Raw genomic sequence first — 18,226 nt, 5'->3', positions numbered from 1 at the left:
GCTGCATCAACCCTGCAGCTGGTTGCTTTAGAAGGTATCGGCCCGGCGAAAATTTGCGTAAGACGAAAAGGCGATATCAAAAGGCCTTGATCCTTCGAACCGTTGGCATTAACGATTCAGCGTGCTTTTGCCGGACTTGAGCACCGTTCGCGGCAAGATTGCCAGGAAGTTATCCCGAGCGACTTTTTGCGCAACGTCTTCCGGCAGCGCATCAAGGAACGGTTTGAAACTTCGCATTTCTTCACCGAGCTTATTGAAACGCCCGACCACGTCAGAGCCGAGCATGAAACGTTCCGGATATTTCCTGACCAGCGCCAGCCACTCCACGCGCGGCGTGCCCCGTTCGTCCAGCAGGTACGGCGTGAGCATGCTCCAGGACAAGTCGATAAACAGGTTGGGATACGCCTCGAGCATGCGCGTCAGCGTGGGCAGCAAGAACTTCAGTTGTGTCTGATGCCGATGAATTTCGGCACTGGTGCCGGCGTGCGCCCAAATGAATCGCGTGTGCGGGTGATTACGCAGCGGCTCTTCGATTTCCTTCAGGTACAGCGGATTTTTCTCACGCTTGGAGGTGATGTTGGAATGCAGCATCACCGGCAGATCGTTCTCGGCGGCCAGATGATAGATCTTGGTCATCGCTTCATTGTTGGCCCGCGGCGTGTCGCCGGAGGTCAGCGCCGTAAGATCGTCATGCCGGGTAAACACTTCGCCGATGCCCTGCCAAAGCCCTGGGTAAAGGTCGAGCATGCGCTGGATATGTGCGGCGGAGTTCTTGTCATTGGGGTTGAAGCCGGCCAGGAACGGATGAAAGTACGGGCGCTGCTCGACGCTGAGTTTTTGCACGGCATCAGCAACGATCACATCGGTTGCGCTGTACCAGTAGGCGTCAGCGTCGTCACCCGCGTAATAGCGCGGACGCTTGGGTTCGTCTTCGTGCCATTTCTTCGCCACCGGAATACCGGAAATCATCACATGCTCAATGGAATTGTCCTGCATGGCTGCCAGCAATTTCGCCATGCCCGCGCTTTCCTGGAAAAAATCCACGTAATGCAGGTGCGCATCGCTGTAGGTGTAATCGCGGGCGCTGGCGCTGCCGGCAACCAGAAGAAGACAGGCAAGACTCAGACGATACAGGGACACAAGTAATCTCCGGGAAGTAGGCATAGCCTAGACCCCGCCCTGACGACAAGGGTTCATCCCGCAGGAAAGTGGAACGCGTACCGGTGGGAATGCTCTATAACTGCAAGGTCTTTTTTGATCGAACGACTTTTCCTACTGCCAGTGAGGTTCCCATGACCGTTACCGTCAATACCGTCTCCGCTGAAGGTTTTCGTCACACCGTACAGATTGATGACCACGAACTGTTTGCCGACGTGCCGAAATCCGCCGGCGGCGAAGGCACGGCGCCTGAGCCGCACGACTACTTCGATGCGGCCCTCGGCGCCTGCAAAGCGTTGACTCTAAAGATGTACGCGAAGAAAAAGACATCCCGCTGACCGGTGTCGGAGTCGAGGTCAAACGCGACAACAGTGAAGAGCAGAAAGGCAAATACGCCCTGCACGTAACCCTCACCCTCAAAGGCGTACTCACCGACGCCCAGCGTGAAGAACTGCTGCGCGTCGCCGATCGCTGCCCGATTCACAAACTGATGACCACCAGCGACGTGACGATCGAGACCCACGCCCCGCAAGGCTTCGATAGCCAGTAACCCTCCTGATGCCAGCGGCGGGTTATGCTTCTGGCATCACCCGCTCAGTCTGGAATGCACCATGGACACGCAACCTCTGATCATCCGCCCGCGCGCCGAAGACGTCGAAGGCCAGCCGATTCTGCGTCCGCTGCCGTCAGCCAAATGCCGCAGTGTCGGGCCATTCGTGTTTTTTGACCACATGCTCAAGACGGTTTATCCGACGGGCAAAGGCATGAACATCCGACAGCACCCGCACATCGGTCTGTCGACGCTCACGTATCTGTTCGAAGGTCAGATCCAGCACAAGGACAGCCTTGGCTCGGACCAGGTGGTCAGCGCTGGCGACGTCAGCTGGATGACCGCTGGCAGCGCGATTGCTCACGTTGAACGCACGCCTGAGCCGTTGTGGGAGCAGAGCTTCACGATGCACGGTTTGCAAATCTGGCTGGCCTCGCCCAAGGAGCACGAGCAAGGTCCCGGGCATTACAGCCATCACCCGGCGGCGACCTTGCCGGTCAGCGACAACCTGGGTGTACAGATCCGCATGATTGCCGGGTCAGGCTTTTGCCTGGAATCGCCGGTGCCGGTGCTTTCTCCTACGTTGTATGCGGAAGTGCAGATGCAAACGGCGACCACTTTGCTGATTCCGACCGAGCATCAAGAGCGGGCGGTTTATGTGTTGAGTGGGGATGCGCAACTGAACGGTGAAGCGCTTGAACCGCATGCGCTGGCGGTATTGCCGGCCGGGGAAGAGATAAGTCTGTTTGCCGAAAGTGATGTGCACGCGGTGGTTTTTGGCGGCGCGCCGTTGGATGGGCCTCGGCGGATCAACTGGAATTTTGTCGCGAGCGATCCGGCGGCGATCGATGAGGCGCGGCGCAAATGGGCGGCCGGGGACTGGCCGACGGTGCCGGGGGAAGTTGAGCGGATCGAGTTGCCGCGCTGAAAAGCACCCTCACCCCAGCCCTCTCCCTTAGGGAGAGGGAGCCGACCGAAATGTCTTGCGTCATACATCGACCTGAAAAATCTTGGCGATTATGGATTCACCAAGACACTTTCAGGTCGACGCGTTGGTTGAGCACCCACCATCAGTACCCTCACCCCAGCCCTCTCCCAGAGGGAGAGGGAGCCGACCGAGATGTCTCAGGTTATACGCCGACCTGAAAAGTCTTGGCGATTATGGATTCAGCACTGCCCTTTCAGGTCTGCGTAGTCCTTCAGCATCCCCCAATCAGTCCCCTCTCCCTTTGGGAGAGGGTTAGGCGGGCGGCGTTCCGATGAGGGGCTTTTGCTTTTCAGGCTTCAGCCCTTGAACACTTCATCCAGCAAATCATGCATCGACTTGAACGCGCGCTTCGCTGTCTTCGCGTCGTACATCATCTTGCCCGGCACATTGGCATGCGGATCAGTGAACGAGTGCACCGCACCGCCATAGCTCAGCAACTGCCAATCGACTTTCGCCGCGTTCATTTCATCCTCAAACGCCGGCAATTGTTCTTTCGGCACCAACGGGTCTGCAGCACCGTGCAGCACCAGCACCGAACCTTTAATGTTCTGCGCGTCGCCCGGATTCGGTGAATCCAGTGTGCCGTGGAACGACACCGCCGCTTTCACCGGCGCGCCGGTGCGCGCCAGATCCAGCGCACAGCAACCGCCGAAGCAGAAACCGAACACCGCCAGTTTCGAAGTATCCACCGCCGCTTCGCCCTGCTTCTGCAACTGCTCGAACGCCGCTTGCATACGCTTGCGCAGCAGCGCGCGATCATCCTTCAGCGGCATCATCGCCGCGCCGGCCTGATCAGCATTCTGCGGACGCACAGCCTGACCGTAAACGTCAGCGATCAACACCACGTAGCCCTTGGCCGCCACCGATTTGGCGATCTCTTCGGCACCGGCGCTGACGCCCATCCAGTTCGGCGCCATCAACAAACCCGGCCGCGCGCCTTTGTGCTCGGCGTCGAACGCCAGACGACCTTCATAAGGCTGGCCGTCGATCTGGTAGACCACGGAACGTACAGTGACTTCGCTCATTTCTGACTCCTGATTTGCTAAACACCAGAATGAAAAAACCCGCCGAAGCGGGTTTTTCTGCAACTTGGTTAAACCGACAGTTCAACCAGCAGCTTGTTCAGACGGCGCACATACGCGGCCGGATCCTTCAAGCTGTCGCCGGCAGCCAGGGCTGCCTGATCGAAGAGGATGTGCGACAGATCGCCGAACCGCTCTTCGCTCTGCTCGCCATCGAGTTTCTCGATCAGCGGGTGGCTTGGGTTGAATTCGAAGATTGGCTTCGAATCCGGCACTTTTTGCCCGCTGGCTTCGAGGATCTGGCGCATTTGCAGACCCAGATCCTGCTCGCCGATGGCCAGAATGGCCGGCGAGTCGGTCAGACGATGCGATACGCGGACTTCAGCCACGGAATCGCCCAGCGCGGTTTTCAGACGTTCAACCAGACCTTCTTTGGACTTGGCGACTTCTTCTGCGGCTTTCTTGTCCTCTTCCGAGTCCAGGTTGCCCAGATCGAGATCACCGCGTGCCACGTCGACAAAAGTCTTACCGTCGAACTCGCTGAGGTAGCTCATCAGCCACTCGTCGATGCGGTCAGTCAGCAGCAGCACTTCGATGCCTTTCTTGCGGAAGACCTCCAGGTGCGGGCTGTTCTTGACCTGCGCGTAGGTTTCGCCGGTGAGGTAGTAGATTTTGTCCTGACCTTCCTTGGCACGGGCCAGGTAGTCGGCCAGACCAACGATCTGCTCGCCGTCGTCGCCTTGGGTCGATGCGAAACGCAGCAGGCCGGCGATTTTCTCTTTGTTGGCAAAGTCTTCTGCCGGGCCTTCTTTCATGACCTGACCGAAGTTCTTCCAGAAGCCTTTGTATTGCTCAGGCTCGTTTTTCGCCAGTTTTTCCAGCATGTCGAGCACACGCTTGGTCAGCGCGGTCTTCATCGAATCGATGATCGGGTCTTTCTGCAGGATTTCCCGCGACACGTTCAGCGACAGGTCGTTGGAATCGACCACGCCTTTGATGAAGCGCAGGTACAGCGGCAGGAACGACTCGGCCTGATCCATGACGAACACGCGTTGCACGTAGAGCTTCAGGCCTTTCGGCGCTTCACGCTGGTACAGGTCGAACGGTGCACGGGCCGGCACGTACAGCAGCGAGCTGTATTCGAGCTTGCCTTCGACTTTGTTGTGGCTCCAGGCCAGCGGGTTTTCAAAGTCGTGAGCGATGTGCTTGTAGAACTCCTGGTATTCCTCATCCTTCACTTCAGTGCGCGGACGGGTCCACAGAGCACTGGCGCGGTTGACGGTTTCCCATTCAACGGCTGGTGCTTCTTCGCCTTCTGCTGCTGCCGCTTCTTTCGGCAGCTCGATCGGCAAAGCGATGTGGTCGGAGTACTTCTTGATGATGTTGCGCAGACGCCAGCCATCGGCGAACTCGTCTTCAGCGGCTTTCAGGTGCAGGACGATGCGGGTGCCGCGCTCTGGTTTTTCGATGGTGGCGACTTCGAACTCGCCCTCACCTTTCGACGACCAGTGCACGCCTTCGCTGGCCGGGGTGCCGGCGCGACGGGAGTACACATCAACCTGGTCAGCAACGATGAAGGCGGAGTAGAAGCCCACACCGAACTGGCCGATCAGGTGCGAATCTTTCTTCTGATCGCCCGAGAGGTTCTTCATGAAATCGGCAGTGCCGGATTTGGCGATGGTCCCCAGGTGGGTGATCACATCGTCACGGTTCATGCCGATACCGTTGTCTTCGAGGGTTACGGTCTTGGCGTCCTTGTCGAAGCTCACACGGATTTTCAGATCAGCGCCACCTTCGAGCAACTCTGGCTTGGCCAGGGCTTCGAAGCGCAGCTTGTCGACAGCGTCAGAGGCGTTCGAGATCAATTCGCGAAGGAAAATTTCCTTGTTGGAATACAGCGAATGGATCATGAGGTGCAGCAGCTGCTTTACCTCGGTCTGGAAGCCCAGGGTTTCCTTTTGAGTTTCCACACTCATGGTCATCAAACTCCAATCAGATGGCAGTGGCCGCGACCCGAAATGGTCGGCGGCGGGTTGTCTTGTGAGTTTGGGGCGCTGTTCAGGATTTCAAGGGCTCCTCGATTTTGAAGTGCGCACGCGCGGTGGCAATCGGTTCGCTTTCAGTGCTTTGCCAGGCTGTGATCGCAACGTTGGCGACGCGCCGGCCCTGACGGCAGACCTGACATTTGGCCCAGGTATCGCGGAACTGCCCGGCGCGCAGGTAATCGAGGGAGAAGTCGATAATCTTCGGCACGCCAGGCGCACCGGTGAAAATCAACAGATGCAGGGCGGCGGCCAGCTCCATGAATCCGGCAATCACCCCGCCGTGAATCGCCGGCAATAAAGGGTTACCAATGTTGTCCTTGTTCGCCGGCAGCTTGAACAACAGTTCATCGCCGACTCGCGAACACTCGATACCGATCAGCCCGGCGTACGGGATCAGCTCCAGCAACGGCGCGTAATCACCCTCTGCATGGGCCTGCTGCAATTGTTTCTTGAGGTCGTCGATCACTGATTTTCTCCCTTGATCGCGCCGCCGAAACCTTTGGTGCCTTTAAGGCCCTTGCCCATGCGCATGAAGGTGCCAACCACATGGGCGATGGGCTGTTCGGGATCATCCTGATAAGCGAAGCCTCGGGCGAATATCACATCGGTGGTCACTCGGTAGCACTGGGCAAAGCCATACACATCCTTGTTCGGCTCGGCGGCGTGCATGTAGTCGATGCGCAGATCGAGGGTTGGACACACCTCGAACTCCGGCAACACGCACAGGGTCGACATCCCGCAGGCGGTGTCCATCAATGAAGTAATCGCCCCGCCGTGAATGACTCCCGTCCGGGGATTGCCGACGATTTTTTCGCTGTACGGCAAGATCACCGTAAGCCCTTCGGCCGAGGCGCTGTGCACCTGCAAACCGAGTACCTGACAGTGGCGCAGCGCGGAGAGAAATCGCGTCGCACGCTCAAAAACGGGATTTTCGGCCATATGATAATTACTCTCGTTAGAGCCTTTTGCCAGTAGTGTGCAAACCAGCAAAAGTTCCGTGTAAAAACAAACTTATATATCTGAAAGAAATGAGGAACTTAACCTGTAGCGCCGAGTTCTTAAGGCCAGTAGTTATTTTCCATAAGGAGAAACACCCCATGCGTAAGACTTTTGCTATTGCCTTGATGTTGACCGCTTCCCTCGGTCTCGCTGCCTGCGATAAAAAATCCGAGGACAAAGCTCAAGATGCCAACCAACATGCTGAACAAGCTCAGCAGGACATGAACAAAGCTCAGGATAAAGTGAACGACGCTGCGAAAGAAAACGCCGAAGCTGCCAAAGCTCAGGCTGAATCGAACGCTGCTGCGCAAGAAGAAGCTGCCAAGAAGCAATAATTCGCTTTTTGCTGCAGAAAAAAGAAAACCCGCCAAGTGCGGGTTTTCTTTTGTCTGGGAATTAACGCCAGAGCCGCCTTAGAGCAAGACAGTTCTAAAAGTCGGACTAATCATTAGCAACAGCGAACACAATACGCCAACTATCCAGGCCAGACTGCGCAGCTTGGGAAGATCGGCCAGGTAGAACCACAAGTAGAAGAGTCGCGCGATCACGAAGACGATCGCAAATGTGTCGATCAACCATCCTGCCGTTTGCGTGGTGTGCGCCATCAACACACCGACTGCGAACAACATGAACGCTTCGATGCTGTTCTGATGCGCCGCCAGCGCCCTCGCGCCGTAACCGGTCAGTTGCGCCTGTTGCTGACGCGGCAGGTGATTGTTGTAACCACCCTGCTCTTTCATCGCTTTGCCTACCGGCATACGCGCGATATAGATCAACAGCGCACTGATAAACACACACCAGAACGGAATACTCATCAAGCGACCTCTCTGTTTGTTTCGGGAAGGGGGCTTCTGTAGGGGTATAGACCATGACATCGAGAACGTCGGAATGAAACTCCCGGCGATACAGAACCACCACGACGCCGGCACTCATCAGCATGAACAGCCATGGACTGACAAACCAGGCCAGCATGCTCATGCCGAAGTAGTAGGAACGCAAGCCGAAGTTGAACTGGTTGGCAGCCATCGAAATCACTCGCGCCGCCCGTAAGGCGAAGGCTTTACGCTCCTGCTCCGACACCTGCCGCTCGCCAATCATCGGCGCCGACCCCACCAGAACGGCGGCAAAGTTGTACTGGCGCATACACCAGCTAAAGGTGAAAAAGGCGTAAACGAACACCATCGCCAGACACAGCAACTTGATCTCCGACATGCCCTGCGACGCCTGTTGCACCATCGGGATGTCCGCCAGCAACGAAACCGCCCGCTCTGACGCTCCAAGCACGGTGAGAATGCCGGCGAGAATAATCAATGTGCTTGAGGCGAAGAACGAGGCGTTGCGTTCAAGATTGCCAATCACGCTGGCGTCGGCGATGCGGTTGTCACGCAGCAACATACGGCGCATCCAGTCCTCGCGGTACAGGTGCAGCACACTGGCCAGGCATGCTGTGTCGCGGGCCTTCCAAGTGGCATAACGGGTATAGCCACCCCAGCAGATGACAAACCAGACGGCCGCGAGCAGGTGGATCAGGTTGGCTTGAATGAACGACATGCAATTCCCTGTGAAGTATGGATGCTACCTGTGGGAGCGAGCCTGCTCGCTCCCACGTTAGGACTTCGGCAACCCTTCGACGTTAGCCTAGGGAAAAAGACACTGCCTGAGGCGCATAAAAAATGCCCCGTATCGATTGATACGGGGCATTTCTGTTTAAGCGTTGAAGACCCGCTTATGGCGGGTCAGGCAACGTCAGGCAACCGCTTCGCTGCGCTTGCCCAGCATGCGATCGCAAACCACTGCGACCACCAGGGTCATCACACAGGGCACCAGCCATGCCAAACCCTGCTCGCTCAGCGGCAGGTGGGACAACTGCGATGGCATCCAGTCGGCCAGACCGGCGCCTTTCAGCGCGTCGATGGTGCCGAACACGAACGATACCAGCATCACCGGACCAAGAATGCGGCCGTGCTCATGCCAGAAATCTTTGCAGAAGCTCAGCGCCACCAGCACGATGCACGGCGGGTAGATCGCGGTCAGCACCGGGATCGAGAAGGCAATCAGCTTGGTCAGACCCAGGTTGGACACCAGCAGCGAGAACGCCGCCAGAATGATCACCAGGGTCTTGTAGGACAGTGGCAGCACACGGCTGAAGTACTCAGCGCAAGCACAGGTCAGGCCGACCGCTGTCACCAGGCACGCCAGCGAGATCAGCACCGCGAGGAAACCGCTGCCCAGCGAACCGAAGGTGTGTTGCACATAGGCGTGCAATACCGCGGCGCCGTTGGTCGCGCCCACCGCCACTTCGTGGCTGCCGGAACCGAGGCGGAACAGGCTGACATACACCAGCGCCAGACCGACACCGGCAATCAGCCCGGCGATGATCGCGTAACGGGTGATCAGCGCGGGCGACTCGACGCCACGGGAGCGGATCGCGTTAACGATGACGATGCCGAACACCAGCGCCCCCAGGGTATCCATGGTCAGGTAACCATTGATGAAACCCTGAGAGAACGGTGCCGCCACGTATTCCGGCGTACCTTGGCCGATGTCACCCGCCGGCAAGGCGAATGCGGCGATACCGAGCACCGCCAGTGCGATGATCTTCAGCGGCGCGAGGAAACGGCCAACGGTGTCCAGCAAACGCCCAGGGTAGAGCGAGATGAAGAACACCAGCAGGAAGTACACCGAACTGTAGAGGAACAGTGCCAACGGGCTTTCGCCAGTGAGCGGCGCCAGACCGACTTCAAACGATACGGTTGCGGTACGCGGGGTGGCGAACAACGGGCCGACCGCCAGGTAGCACGCCGCCGCCAGAATGCCGCCGGCAATCTTGCCGATCGGGCTGCTCAGCGTATCCATCGCCCCACCGACCTTGGCCAGTGCAACGACGGTGATCACCGGCAGACCCACCGCAGTGATCAGGAAGCCCAGCGCGGCCATCCAGACGTGAGGTCCGGCCTGCAAGCCCACGATCGGCGGGAAGATGATGTTGCCAGCCCCAACGAACAGGGCAAATGTCATAAAGCCAAGTGCCAGGATGTCCTGACCTTTCAAAACTTTCATTAAGGTAATACCACACTACTGAAATCGGAATTTAGAGGGGGATTGCCCTGTGTAATTAGGGAAATGCTGTCGATCCGTATGGGACTGACCCTTAAAGCGCGTTGCATGCCTTGTGGGCGGCAGACGCAAAAATGGCTGCTAGCCTAACGAATTTGTCGTGCGAACGCACTGTTAGAGGGCGAACTATCCGATACGCGACGTTTCCGTGTCGCGTTTTTGCATGTAATTGGGGGCAAGCCTATAAATCAGCGAATGTCAGAAACGACAAAGGCCACCCGAAGGTGGCCTTTGTTTGGTAAAGCGTCAGTTAAGCGCGAGGCTTACTTGACAGCCCAACCAGTCAGCTCGGCCAGGGCCTTGCCGATGTCTGCCAGCGAACGCACGGTTTTCACGCCTGCGTCTTGCAGTGCAGCGAATTTCTCGTCTGCAGTGCCTTTGCCGCCAGAGATGATTGCGCCAGCATGGCCCATGCGCTTGCCCGGAGGAGCAGTCACACCAGCGATGTAGGAAACAACCGGCTTGGTCACGTGTGCCTTGATGTAGGCAGCCGCTTCTTCTTCAGCCGAACCGCCGATCTCACCGATCATGACGATCGCTTCGGTCTTCGGGTCTTCCTGGAACAGCTTCAGGATGTCGATGAAGTTCGAACCCGGGATCGGGTCACCACCGATGCCGACGCAAGTCGACTGACCGAAACCGGCGTCAGTAGTCTGCTTGACAGCTTCGTAGGTCAGGGTGCCGGAACGCGAAACGATACCGACCTTGCCTGGCAAGTGAATGTGACCTGGCATGATGCCGATCTTGCACTCGCCCGGAGTGATAACGCCTGGGCAGTTAGGGCCGATCAGGACTACGCCCAGCTCGTCGCACGTAACTTTGGCGTCCAGCATATCCAGGGTTGGAATGCCTTCGGTGATGCAGACGATCAGCTTGATGCCGCCGAATGCCGCTTCCAGGATCGAGTCTTTGCAGAAAGGAGCCGGAACGTAGATCACGCTGGCGGTAGCGCCAGTGGCTGCAACTGCGTCTTTAACGGTGTTGAACACTGGCAGACCCAGGTGCTCGGTGCCGCCTTTGCCAGGAGTTACGCCACCCACCATCTTGGTGCCGTATTCGATGGCTTGCTGGGTGTGGAAACTACCTTGCGAACCGGTAATACCCTGGCAGATAACTTTGGTGTCTTTATTGATCAGGACGCTCATTATTTGCCCTCCGCAGCTTTGACAACTTGTTGAGCAGCGTCGGTCAGGCTGGTAGCAGCGATGATGTTCAAACCGCTTTCTGCCAGTACTTTAGCGCCCAGCTCAGCGTTGTTGCCTTCAAGGCGAACAACAACCGGGATTTTCACGCCGACTTCTTTCACAGCGCCGATGATGCCTTCGGCAATCATGTCGCAGCGAACGATGCCGCCGAAGATGTTGACCAGTACTGCAGCGACGTTGGTGTCGGACAGAATGATCTTGAACGCTTCAGTTACGCGTTCCTTGGTAGCGCCACCACCTACGTCGAGGAAGTTGGCTGGCTTGCCGCCATGCAGGTTGACGATGTCCATGGTACCCATGGCCAGGCCAGCACCGTTGACCATGCAGCCGATGTTGCCTTCCAGTGCTACGTAGTTCAGTTCGAACTTGGCAGCGTGCGCTTCGCGCGGATCGTCCTGCGACGGATCGTGGAAAGCCTTCAGCTTAGGCTGACGGTACATGGCGTTGGCGTCGATGTTGATCTTGGCGTCCAGGCAGTGCAGATCGCCGTCAGCCTTGATCACCAGCGGGTTCACTTCCAGCAGAGCCAGGTCGTGATCCTTGAACAGCTTGGCCAGACCAACGAAGATCTTGGCGAACTGATTGACCTGCTTGCCTTCCAGACCCAGCTGGAATGCCAGCTCGCGACCCTGGCATGGCAGAGCGCCAACCAGTGGATCGATAGTGGCCTTGAGAATTTTTTCTGGAGTGTCGTGAGCGATTTTCTCGATGTCCACGCCACCTTCGGTGGAAGCCATGAACACGATGCGACGGCTCGAACGGTCAACGACAGCGCCCAGGTACAGCTCTTTAGCGATATCAGTGCACGATTCAACCAGGATCTTGGTGACTGGCTGGCCATTGGCATCAGTCTGGTAAGTCACCAGACGCTTGCCCAGCCACTGCTGTGCGAACGCTTTGGCGTCTTCTTTGCTGCGAACCAGCTTGACGCCGCCCGCTTTACCGCGACCACCGGCGTGGACCTGGGCTTTGACAACCCACTCGCTGCCGCCGATTTTGTCGCAAGCTTCTGCTGCTGCTTCCGGGGTGTCTACTGCGTAACCAGTGGAAACTGGCAGGCCGTATTCAGCGAACAGCTGCTTACCCTGATACTCGTGAAGATTCATGCTTTTTACCGTCTTCGTTAGGTACTGCGCATTCGGCGCTGCGCTCGTTTGAGTGCCGCGCCACCTGTGACTGCTGCTTGCGTAGCTGAGCTACGCAAGACTGCGTCCAGCGGACATTCCGCGGTGAGACTTGCTCGCAAGGCTCACGACGGGCCGTTACCGCCGTGGTTTCTTATTGTGTCTTAACGCTTCTTGCGGTTGGCAATGTGGATGGCACCGCCATTCACAGCCAGAGCAGCTTCGTGCAAGGCTTCAGACAGGGTCGGATGGGAGAAAACCATCATGCCCAGGTCTTCAGCGCTGGTGCCGAATTCCATACCGATCGCGCCCTGCTGAACCAGTTCTGCAGCGCTCGGGCCAATCACGTGCACGCCCAATACGCGGTCAGTCTTGGCATCAGCGATGACCTTGACGAAACCACCGGTATCGTTGGCGGCCATGGCACGGCCGGAAGCGGCGAACGGGAAGGTGCCGACGTTAACTTCAACGCCTTCAGCTTTCAAGGCCTGCTCGGTTTTGCCAACCCACGCGATTTCCGGGTGAGTATAAATAACCGAAGGGATCAGGTCATAGTTCATCTGGGCTTTGTGGCCCTTGATGCGCTCGACAACCATGATGCCTTCTTCCGAAGCTTTGTGAGCCAGCATCATGCCGCGAACCACGTCACCGATGGCGAAAACGCCCGGTACGGTGGTCGCGCAGTGATCGTCAACGTGCACGAAACCGCGCTCGTCGAGGGTCACGCCGCTGTCGGCAGCCAGCAGATCAGTGGTCACCGGACGGCGACCAACGGCTACGATCAGCTTGTCGAAAGTGATGGTCTGTTCGCCGTTGGCATCGGTGTAGTTCACAACGACTTCGTCGCCGTTCACTTTCGAGCCGGTTACGCGAGCGCCCAGTTTGATGTCCAGACCTTGTTTGGTCAGGGTTTTCAGCGCTTCCTTGGAAACAGCGGTGTCCGCTGCCATCAGGAAGGTGTCCAGTGCTTCCAGAACAACGACTTCGGAGCCCAGACGCGACCAGACCGAACCCAGTTCCAGACCGATCACGCCAGCGCCGATCACGCCCAGACGCTTAGGTACGGACTGGAATTCCAGAGCGCCAGTCGAATCAACGATGACTTTCTGATCAACCGGAGCCGGTGGAATGTCGATCGGACGCGAGCCTGGAGCCAGAATGACGTTTTCAGCTTCGATGACTTCAACCGAGCCGTCTGGCTTGGTGACTTCGACTTTCTTGCCAGCCAGCAGTTTGCCGTGGCCCTGGATCGAAGTAACGCCGTTGGCCTTGAACAGGGTGGCAACGCCGCCGGTCAGGTTCTTGACGATGCCAGCCTTGCGGCCAACCATCGCAGCGACGTCCATTTTGACTTCGCCAGTCGAGATACCGTGAACGTTGAAGCTTTCTTTCGCTTCCTTGTATTTCCAGGAGCTGTCGAGCAGCGCCTTGGAAGGAATGCAGCCCACGTTCAGGCAGGTGCCGCCCAGGGCTTGCTTGCCTTCAGCGTCGGTGTACTTCTCGATGCAGGCAGTGGTCAGACCCAGCTGCGCCGCCTTGATGGCAGCCACGTAGCCACCAGGGCCAGCACCGATCACTACTACGTCAAATTTCTGCGACATTCAAAAAATCCTCTTTAGCGAAAAGCTTCAAGCCGCGCGCTGCAGGCTGTACCGCCGTTTCCGGCGATACCCCAACAGCCCGCGACTGCTTCTATCAGATATCCAGCAACAGACGAGCTGGATCTTCCAGCAGGTTCTTGATGGTCACCAGGAAGGTCACAGCTTCTTTGCCATCGATCAGACGGTGATCGTAGGACAGTGCCAGGTACATCATCGGACGGATAACGACCTGACCATTGATGGCCATAGGACGCTGGATGATGTTGTGCATGCCCAGAATCGCTGCCTGCGGCGGGTTGACGATCGGGGTCGACATCATCGAACCGAAGGTACCACCGTTGGTGATGGTGAAGGTACCACCGGTCATCTCGTCCATCGACAGTTTGCCGTCACGGGCTTTCTTGCCGAAGGTGGCGATGCCGCCTTCGATTTCAGCCAGGCTCATCAGTTCGGCGTTACGCAGAACCGGAACCACCAGACCGCGATCGCTGGAAACGGCAACGCCGATGTCCGCGTAGCCGTGGTAAACGATGTCGCCGCCGTCGATCGACGCGTTGACAGCCGGGAAGCGTTTCAGCGCTTCGGTGGCCGCTTTCACGAAGAACGACATGAAGCCCAAGCGTACGCCGTTGTGGGACTTCTCGAACAGATCCTTGTACTTCGAACGCAGGGCCATGACTTCAGTCATGTCGACTTCGTTGAAAGTGGTCAGCATCGCCATGTTCGACTGTGCTTCAACCAGACGCTTGGCCACGGTGGCACGAACGCGGGTCATCGGTACGCGCTTCTCGATGCGGTCGCCAGCGGCGAACACAGGAGCAGCAGCCGAAGGAGCAGCAGCCTTGGCAGGTGCGGCAGCCGGAGCAGCTTTCTTGGCAGCAACAGCAGCAACCACGTCTTCCTTGGTCACACGACCGCCCTTGCCGGTGCCGGCAACGGAAGCGATGTTGATGCCGTTTTCTTCAGCCAGCTTGCGAGCAGCCGGTGCAGCAACAGGATCGTCTTCGCCTTCGGCGGCAGCCGGTGCAGCGGCAGCAGCGGCCGGAGCAGCAGCGGCGGCTGGGGCAGCGGCAGCAGCGCCGCCCGCTTCGATGGAGCCCAGCACTTCGTCGGACAGAACGGTGTCGCCTTCGTTCTTGACGATTGCGCCCAGCACGCCATCAGCGGTAGCCAGAACTTCCAGTACGACTTTGTCGGTTTCGATGTCGACGATCAGGTCGTCGCGCTTGACAGCGTCGCCCGGTTGTTTGTGCCAGGTGGCAACGGTGCCATCGGCAACCGATTCCGGGAAAGTGGGGGCTTTGATCTCGATAGCCATTATCTGTGGTTCCTTAAATTCGGTTTCAGGTGCGCGAAGGCGTTAAATGGTAAACGCGTCTTGCAGGAGTTTTTCCTGCTGCTCGGCGTGCATCGATGCGTAACCACAAGCTGGGGCAGCAGAAGCCTCACGGCCCGCGTACTCAAGTACGAGAGACTTGTCGAGGTTACCGATGCTGCGACGCAAGTGGTGCTGGCTGCAGTACCAGGCGCCCTGGTTCATCGGCTCTTCCTGACACCAAACGGCATTTTTGACGTTGGTGTATGGAGCCAGGACTTCTTTCAAGTCGTCCTCAGGGAATGGATACAGCTGCTCGATACGCACGATGGCGATATCTTCACGGCCTTCGGCACGGCGTTTTTCCAGCAGGTCGTAGTAGACCTTGCCGCTACACAGAACAACGCGCTCGACCTTTTTCGGGTCCAGTGCATCGATTTCCGGGATCACGGTCTGGAACGAACCTTCGGCCAGATCTTCCAGGGTCGAGATGGCCAGCTTGTGGCGCAGCAGCGACTTCGGCGTCAGCACGATCAACGGCTTGCGCAGCGGACGAATCACCTGACGACGCAGCAAGTGGTAGATCTGTGCTGGCGTAGTCGGTACGGCAACCTGAATGTTGTGCTCGGCGCACAATTGCAGGTAACGCTCAAGACGTGCCGAGCTGTGCTCAGGGCCCTGACCTTCGTAACCGTGTGGCAGCAACATGGTCAGACCGCAGAGACGGCCCCACTTGTGCTCGCCGCTGGTGATGAACTGGTCGATTACAACCTGTGCACCGTTGGCGAAGTCGCCGAACTGGGCTTCCCAGATCACCAGCGCATCCGGCGTGGTGGTCGAGTAACCGTATTCGAAGGCCAGTACCGCTTCTTCCGACAGGAACGAGTCGTACAGGTCAAAGCGTGGCTGACCGTCGTACAGGTGCTGCAGCGGAATGTAGGTGCCCGCGTCTTTCTGGTTGTGCAGCACAGCGTGACGGTGCGAGAACGTACCGCGGCCGATGTCCTGACCGGTCATACGGATCGGGTGACCTTCGAACGCCAGGGTCGCGTACGCCATGGTTTCGGCGTAACCCCAGTTGATCGGCAGGCCGCCGGCTTGCATCTTCTGACGGTCTTCGTAGATCTTCGCGACCTGACGCTGAACCACGAAGCCTTCCGGAATTTCCAGCAGCTTGGCGGACAGTTCTTGCAGGGTCTTCAGATCAAAGCGAGTGTCGTGACGCGCAGTCCAGGCGTGGCCCAGATACGGACGCCAGTCCACGAACAGCTCTTTGTTCGGCTCTTTGACCAGCGATTTCACTACGTGCAGACCGTTGTCCAGCGCGTTGCGGTATTCATCGACTTTCGCCTGAACACGCTCTGCGTCCAGCACACCGCCCTGGGTCAGACGATCAGCGTACAGCTCACGGGTGGTGCGCTGTTTGGTGATCTGCTGATACATCAGAGGCTGGGTGCCGCTAGGCTCGTCAGCTTCGTTGTGGCCGCGACGACGGTAGCAGACCAGGTCGATCACCACGTCACGCTTGAACTGCATGCGGTAGTCGATGGCCAGCTGGGTCACGAACAATACGGCTTCCGGATCATCACCATTCACATGGAGGATCGGCGCCTGGATCATCTTCGCGACGTCGGTGGCGTACTCGGTGGAGCGCGAGTCCAGCGGGTTGCTGATGGTGAAACCGACCTGGTTGTTGATCACGATGTGCACGGTACCGCCGGTCTTGAAACCGCGGGTCTGCGACATCTGGAAGGTTTCCATGACCACGCCCTGACCTGCGAATGCAGCGTCACCGTGGATGGAGATCGGCAGAACCTTCTCGCCAGTGGCGTCATTACGACGATCCTGACGGGCGCGCACCGAACCTTCGACCACCGGGGAAACGATTTCCAGGTGGGACGGGTTGAACGCCATGGCCAGGTGAACTTCACCGCCGGCGGTCATCACGTTGGACGAGAAGCCCTGGTGATACTTAACGTCACCGGAACCCAGCTCGACCTTCTTCTTGCCTTCGAACTCGTCGAACAGCTCGCGCGGGTTCTTGCCGAAGGTGTTGACCAGCACGTTCAGACGGCCACGGTGGGCCATGCCGATGACGACTTCCTTGGTGCCGTAGGAACCGGAACGCTGGATCAGTTCGTCGAGCATCGGAATCAGGCTTTCGCCGCCTTCCAGACCGAAACGCTTGGTGCCCGGGTATTTGGTGCCCAGGTATTTTTCCAGGCCTTCACCGGCGGTTACGCGCTCAAGCAGGTGGCTCTTGATGTCGGCGGAGTACGTCGGACGACCACGCACGCTTTCCAGACGCTGCTGGAACCACTGGCGCTGCTCGGAATCGGTGATGTGCGTAAATTCAGCGCCGATGGTGCGGCAATATGTCTGCTGCAACGCTTCGTGAATTTCGCGTAGGCTCGCTTCCTCTTTGCCGATGAACAGGTCGCCGGCACGGAAGGTCGTATCAAGATCGGCATTGGTCAAGCCGTAATGATTGATCGACAGGTCTGCAGGTGCAGGACGCTGCCACAGCCCCAGCGGGTCAAGCTGGGCTGCCTGGTGGCCACGCATACGGTAGGCCTGGATCAATCGCAACACTTCAACTTGCTTCTTCTCGTGCTCACTGCTCACGCTGCCGGCGGAAACCGGTTGGGCGCGGCGCTGGTTCTTTGCCAGCAGCACGAAATGATCGCGAATCGTGGAGTGCGAAACATCAGTGGCAGAGTTGCCGTCGGCAGGCAACTTCTGAAAGTAGGTGCGCCACTCTTCTGGCACAGCGTTAGGGTCGTGCAGGTAGAGCTCATAAAGCTCTTCCACATAGGCAGCGTTTCCACCTGAAAGGTAGGCGCTGTTCCACATGCGCTGCATCACGCTTTCTTGCATGCTTGGTCACCCTCGGTTAGGGGAACACCATCGATGTCGACACCGAGCAAACTTGCAGAAGTCCGAATGCAGCGACTAAAACAAGCCACTTAGGATCACACTGATAGTCCGGGTACCAGCCCGGATGCCCCTGCTTGTCTCATTTCTTCAAAATAAGAGCGGCAGCTTGTGGCTACTGCTCTGGTTATAGCCATGACGCGGGTTGAAGCCCGCGCCACAGCCTCT

General features: G+C 57.9%; 14 protein-coding genes and 2 pseudogenes. 3 read left to right on the top strand and 13 right to left on the bottom strand.

Annotation, left to right across the window (positions count from 1 at the left end):
- Nucleotides 1-108: 108 nt before the first annotated feature.
- Nucleotides 109-1,164 carry an amidohydrolase family protein gene (locus tag AB4O11_RS16835; RefSeq protein ID WP_460127548.1) on the bottom strand — a complete coding sequence of 352 codons (1,056 nt, stop codon included), beginning with the start codon at nt 1,162-1,164 and terminating at the stop codon, nt 109-111.
- Nucleotides 1,165-1,292: 128 nt separating this feature from the next.
- Here AB4O11_RS16835 and AB4O11_RS16830 point away from each other — a divergent pair.
- Together AB4O11_RS16830 and AB4O11_RS16825 are read left to right on the top strand one after the other, a co-directional pair.
- Nucleotides 1,293-1,708 (top strand): annotated as a pseudogene (locus AB4O11_RS16830) (OsmC family protein).
- 61 nt (nt 1,709-1,769) lie between these two features.
- The gene (locus AB4O11_RS16825) at nt 1,770-2,636 is read left to right on the top strand and encodes a pirin family protein (protein ID WP_460127546.1); all 867 of its coding nucleotides are present in this window, start codon (nt 1,770-1,772) and stop codon (nt 2,634-2,636) included.
- Nucleotides 2,637-2,992: 356 nt separating this feature from the next.
- On the opposite strand, the gene AB4O11_RS16820 is transcribed toward AB4O11_RS16825, so the two are convergent.
- The 4 genes from AB4O11_RS16820 to AB4O11_RS16805 all read right to left on the bottom strand — a co-directional run bounded on the left by AB4O11_RS16820 (nt 2,993) and on the right by AB4O11_RS16805 (nt 6,702).
- A complete protein-coding gene (locus tag AB4O11_RS16820; RefSeq protein WP_093439949.1) occupies nt 2,993-3,721 on the bottom strand; it encodes a dienelactone hydrolase family protein in 729 nt (242 codons plus the stop codon).
- A gap of 68 nt (nt 3,722-3,789) precedes the next feature.
- Complete coding sequence (gene htpG / locus AB4O11_RS16815; RefSeq protein WP_116256535.1) at nt 3,790-5,694, bottom strand: molecular chaperone HtpG; 1,905 nt, start codon at nt 5,692-5,694, stop codon at nt 3,790-3,792.
- A gap of 82 nt (nt 5,695-5,776) precedes the next feature.
- Nucleotides 5,777-6,229: a PaaI family thioesterase gene (locus AB4O11_RS16810; RefSeq protein ID WP_093439944.1), complete on the bottom strand. Its 453-nt coding sequence runs from the start codon at nt 6,227-6,229 to the stop codon at nt 5,777-5,779.
- The gene (locus AB4O11_RS16805) at nt 6,226-6,702 is read right to left on the bottom strand and encodes a PaaI family thioesterase (RefSeq protein WP_093439939.1); all 477 of its coding nucleotides are present in this window, start codon (nt 6,700-6,702) and stop codon (nt 6,226-6,228) included. The genes AB4O11_RS16810 and AB4O11_RS16805 overlap by 4 nt, the downstream gene beginning before the upstream one ends.
- 158 nt (nt 6,703-6,860) lie before the next feature.
- Here AB4O11_RS16805 and AB4O11_RS16800 point away from each other — a divergent pair, with 158 nt between their 5' ends.
- Nucleotides 6,861-7,097 (top strand): hypothetical protein, encoded by a 237-nt coding sequence (locus AB4O11_RS16800; protein ID WP_007919867.1) that lies wholly within the window; start codon nt 6,861-6,863, stop codon nt 7,095-7,097.
- Nucleotides 7,098-7,175: 78 nt separating this feature from the next.
- Here the strand turns inward: AB4O11_RS16800 and AB4O11_RS16795 are convergent, their stop codons facing one another.
- The 8 genes and pseudogenes from AB4O11_RS16795 to AB4O11_RS16760 form a co-directional block, all read right to left on the bottom strand.
- Complete coding sequence (locus AB4O11_RS16795) at nt 7,176-7,577, bottom strand: MAPEG family protein (RefSeq protein ID WP_320337233.1); 402 nt, start codon at nt 7,575-7,577, stop codon at nt 7,176-7,178.
- A 10-nt stretch (nt 7,578-7,587) separates the two neighbouring features.
- Nucleotides 7,588-8,313 (bottom strand): annotated as a pseudogene (locus tag AB4O11_RS16790) (DUF599 domain-containing protein); the annotation flags it as partial.
- Between the two features lie 195 nt (nt 8,314-8,508).
- Complete coding sequence (brnQ, locus tag AB4O11_RS16785) at nt 8,509-9,822, bottom strand: branched-chain amino acid transport system II carrier protein (RefSeq protein WP_093439927.1); 1,314 nt, start codon at nt 9,820-9,822, stop codon at nt 8,509-8,511.
- Between the two features lie 320 nt (nt 9,823-10,142).
- Nucleotides 10,143-11,024, bottom strand: coding sequence for a succinate--CoA ligase subunit alpha (gene sucD / locus AB4O11_RS16780; RefSeq protein ID WP_038363951.1), 882 nt, complete (start codon nt 11,022-11,024; stop codon nt 10,143-10,145).
- Nucleotides 11,024-12,190, bottom strand: coding sequence for an ADP-forming succinate--CoA ligase subunit beta (gene sucC / locus AB4O11_RS16775; RefSeq protein WP_038363950.1), 1,167 nt, complete (start codon nt 12,188-12,190; stop codon nt 11,024-11,026). The genes sucD and sucC overlap by 1 nt, the downstream gene beginning before the upstream one ends.
- 182 nt (nt 12,191-12,372) lie before the next feature.
- Nucleotides 12,373-13,809, bottom strand: coding sequence for a dihydrolipoyl dehydrogenase (gene lpdA, locus AB4O11_RS16770; protein ID WP_007919881.1), 1,437 nt, complete (start codon nt 13,807-13,809; stop codon nt 12,373-12,375).
- Nucleotides 13,810-13,903: 94 nt separating this feature from the next.
- Nucleotides 13,904-15,127 (bottom strand): 2-oxoglutarate dehydrogenase complex dihydrolipoyllysine-residue succinyltransferase, encoded by a 1,224-nt coding sequence (odhB, locus tag AB4O11_RS16765; RefSeq protein WP_077571706.1) that lies wholly within the window; start codon nt 15,125-15,127, stop codon nt 13,904-13,906.
- Between the two features lie 42 nt (nt 15,128-15,169).
- Nucleotides 15,170-18,001: a 2-oxoglutarate dehydrogenase E1 component gene (locus tag AB4O11_RS16760; RefSeq protein WP_186624874.1), complete on the bottom strand. Its 2,832-nt coding sequence runs from the start codon at nt 17,999-18,001 to the stop codon at nt 15,170-15,172.
- Between the last annotated feature and the right edge of the window lie 225 nt (nt 18,002-18,226).

The sequence above is a fragment of the Pseudomonas sp. H1_D05 genome (genome assembly GCF_054682705.1).
Note: the sequence above shows the minus strand (reverse complement) of the source record. Positions and strands in the feature narration are given on the sequence as shown.

Bases quoted from the DNA above. Each gene is read 5' to 3' on its own strand.
- sucC (WP_038363950.1), bottom strand. From the start codon at position 12,190: ATGAATCTTCACGAGTATCAGGGTAAGCAGCTGTTCGCTGAATACGGC.
- AB4O11_RS16760 (WP_186624874.1), bottom strand. From the start codon at position 18,001: ATGCAAGAAAGCGTGATGCAGCGCATGTGGAACAGCGCCTACCTTTCA.
- htpG (WP_116256535.1), bottom strand. From the start codon at position 5,694: ATGAGTGTGGAAACTCAAAAGGAAACCCTGGGCTTCCAGACCGAGGTA.
- AB4O11_RS16800 (WP_007919867.1), top strand. From the start codon at position 6,861: ATGCGTAAGACTTTTGCTATTGCCTTGATGTTGACCGCTTCCCTCGGT.
- sucD (WP_038363951.1), bottom strand. From the start codon at position 11,024: ATGAGCGTCCTGATCAATAAAGACACCAAAGTTATCTGCCAGGGTATT.
- AB4O11_RS16820 (WP_093439949.1), bottom strand. From the start codon at position 3,721: ATGAGCGAAGTCACTGTACGTTCCGTGGTCTACCAGATCGACGGCCAG.
- AB4O11_RS16805 (WP_093439939.1), bottom strand. From the start codon at position 6,702: ATGGCCGAAAATCCCGTTTTTGAGCGTGCGACGCGATTTCTCTCCGCG.
- lpdA (WP_007919881.1), bottom strand. From the start codon at position 13,809: ATGTCGCAGAAATTTGACGTAGTAGTGATCGGTGCTGGCCCTGGTGGC.
- AB4O11_RS16835 (WP_460127548.1), bottom strand. From the start codon at position 1,164: ATGCCTACTTCCCGGAGATTACTTGTGTCCCTGTATCGTCTGAGTCTT.
- brnQ (WP_093439927.1), bottom strand. From the start codon at position 9,822: ATGAAAGTTTTGAAAGGTCAGGACATCCTGGCACTTGGCTTTATGACA.
- AB4O11_RS16795 (WP_320337233.1), bottom strand. From the start codon at position 7,577: ATGAGTATTCCGTTCTGGTGTGTGTTTATCAGTGCGCTGTTGATCTAT.
- AB4O11_RS16825 (WP_460127546.1), top strand. From the start codon at position 1,770: ATGGACACGCAACCTCTGATCATCCGCCCGCGCGCCGAAGACGTCGAA.
- odhB (WP_077571706.1), bottom strand. From the start codon at position 15,127: ATGGCTATCGAGATCAAAGCCCCCACTTTCCCGGAATCGGTTGCCGAT.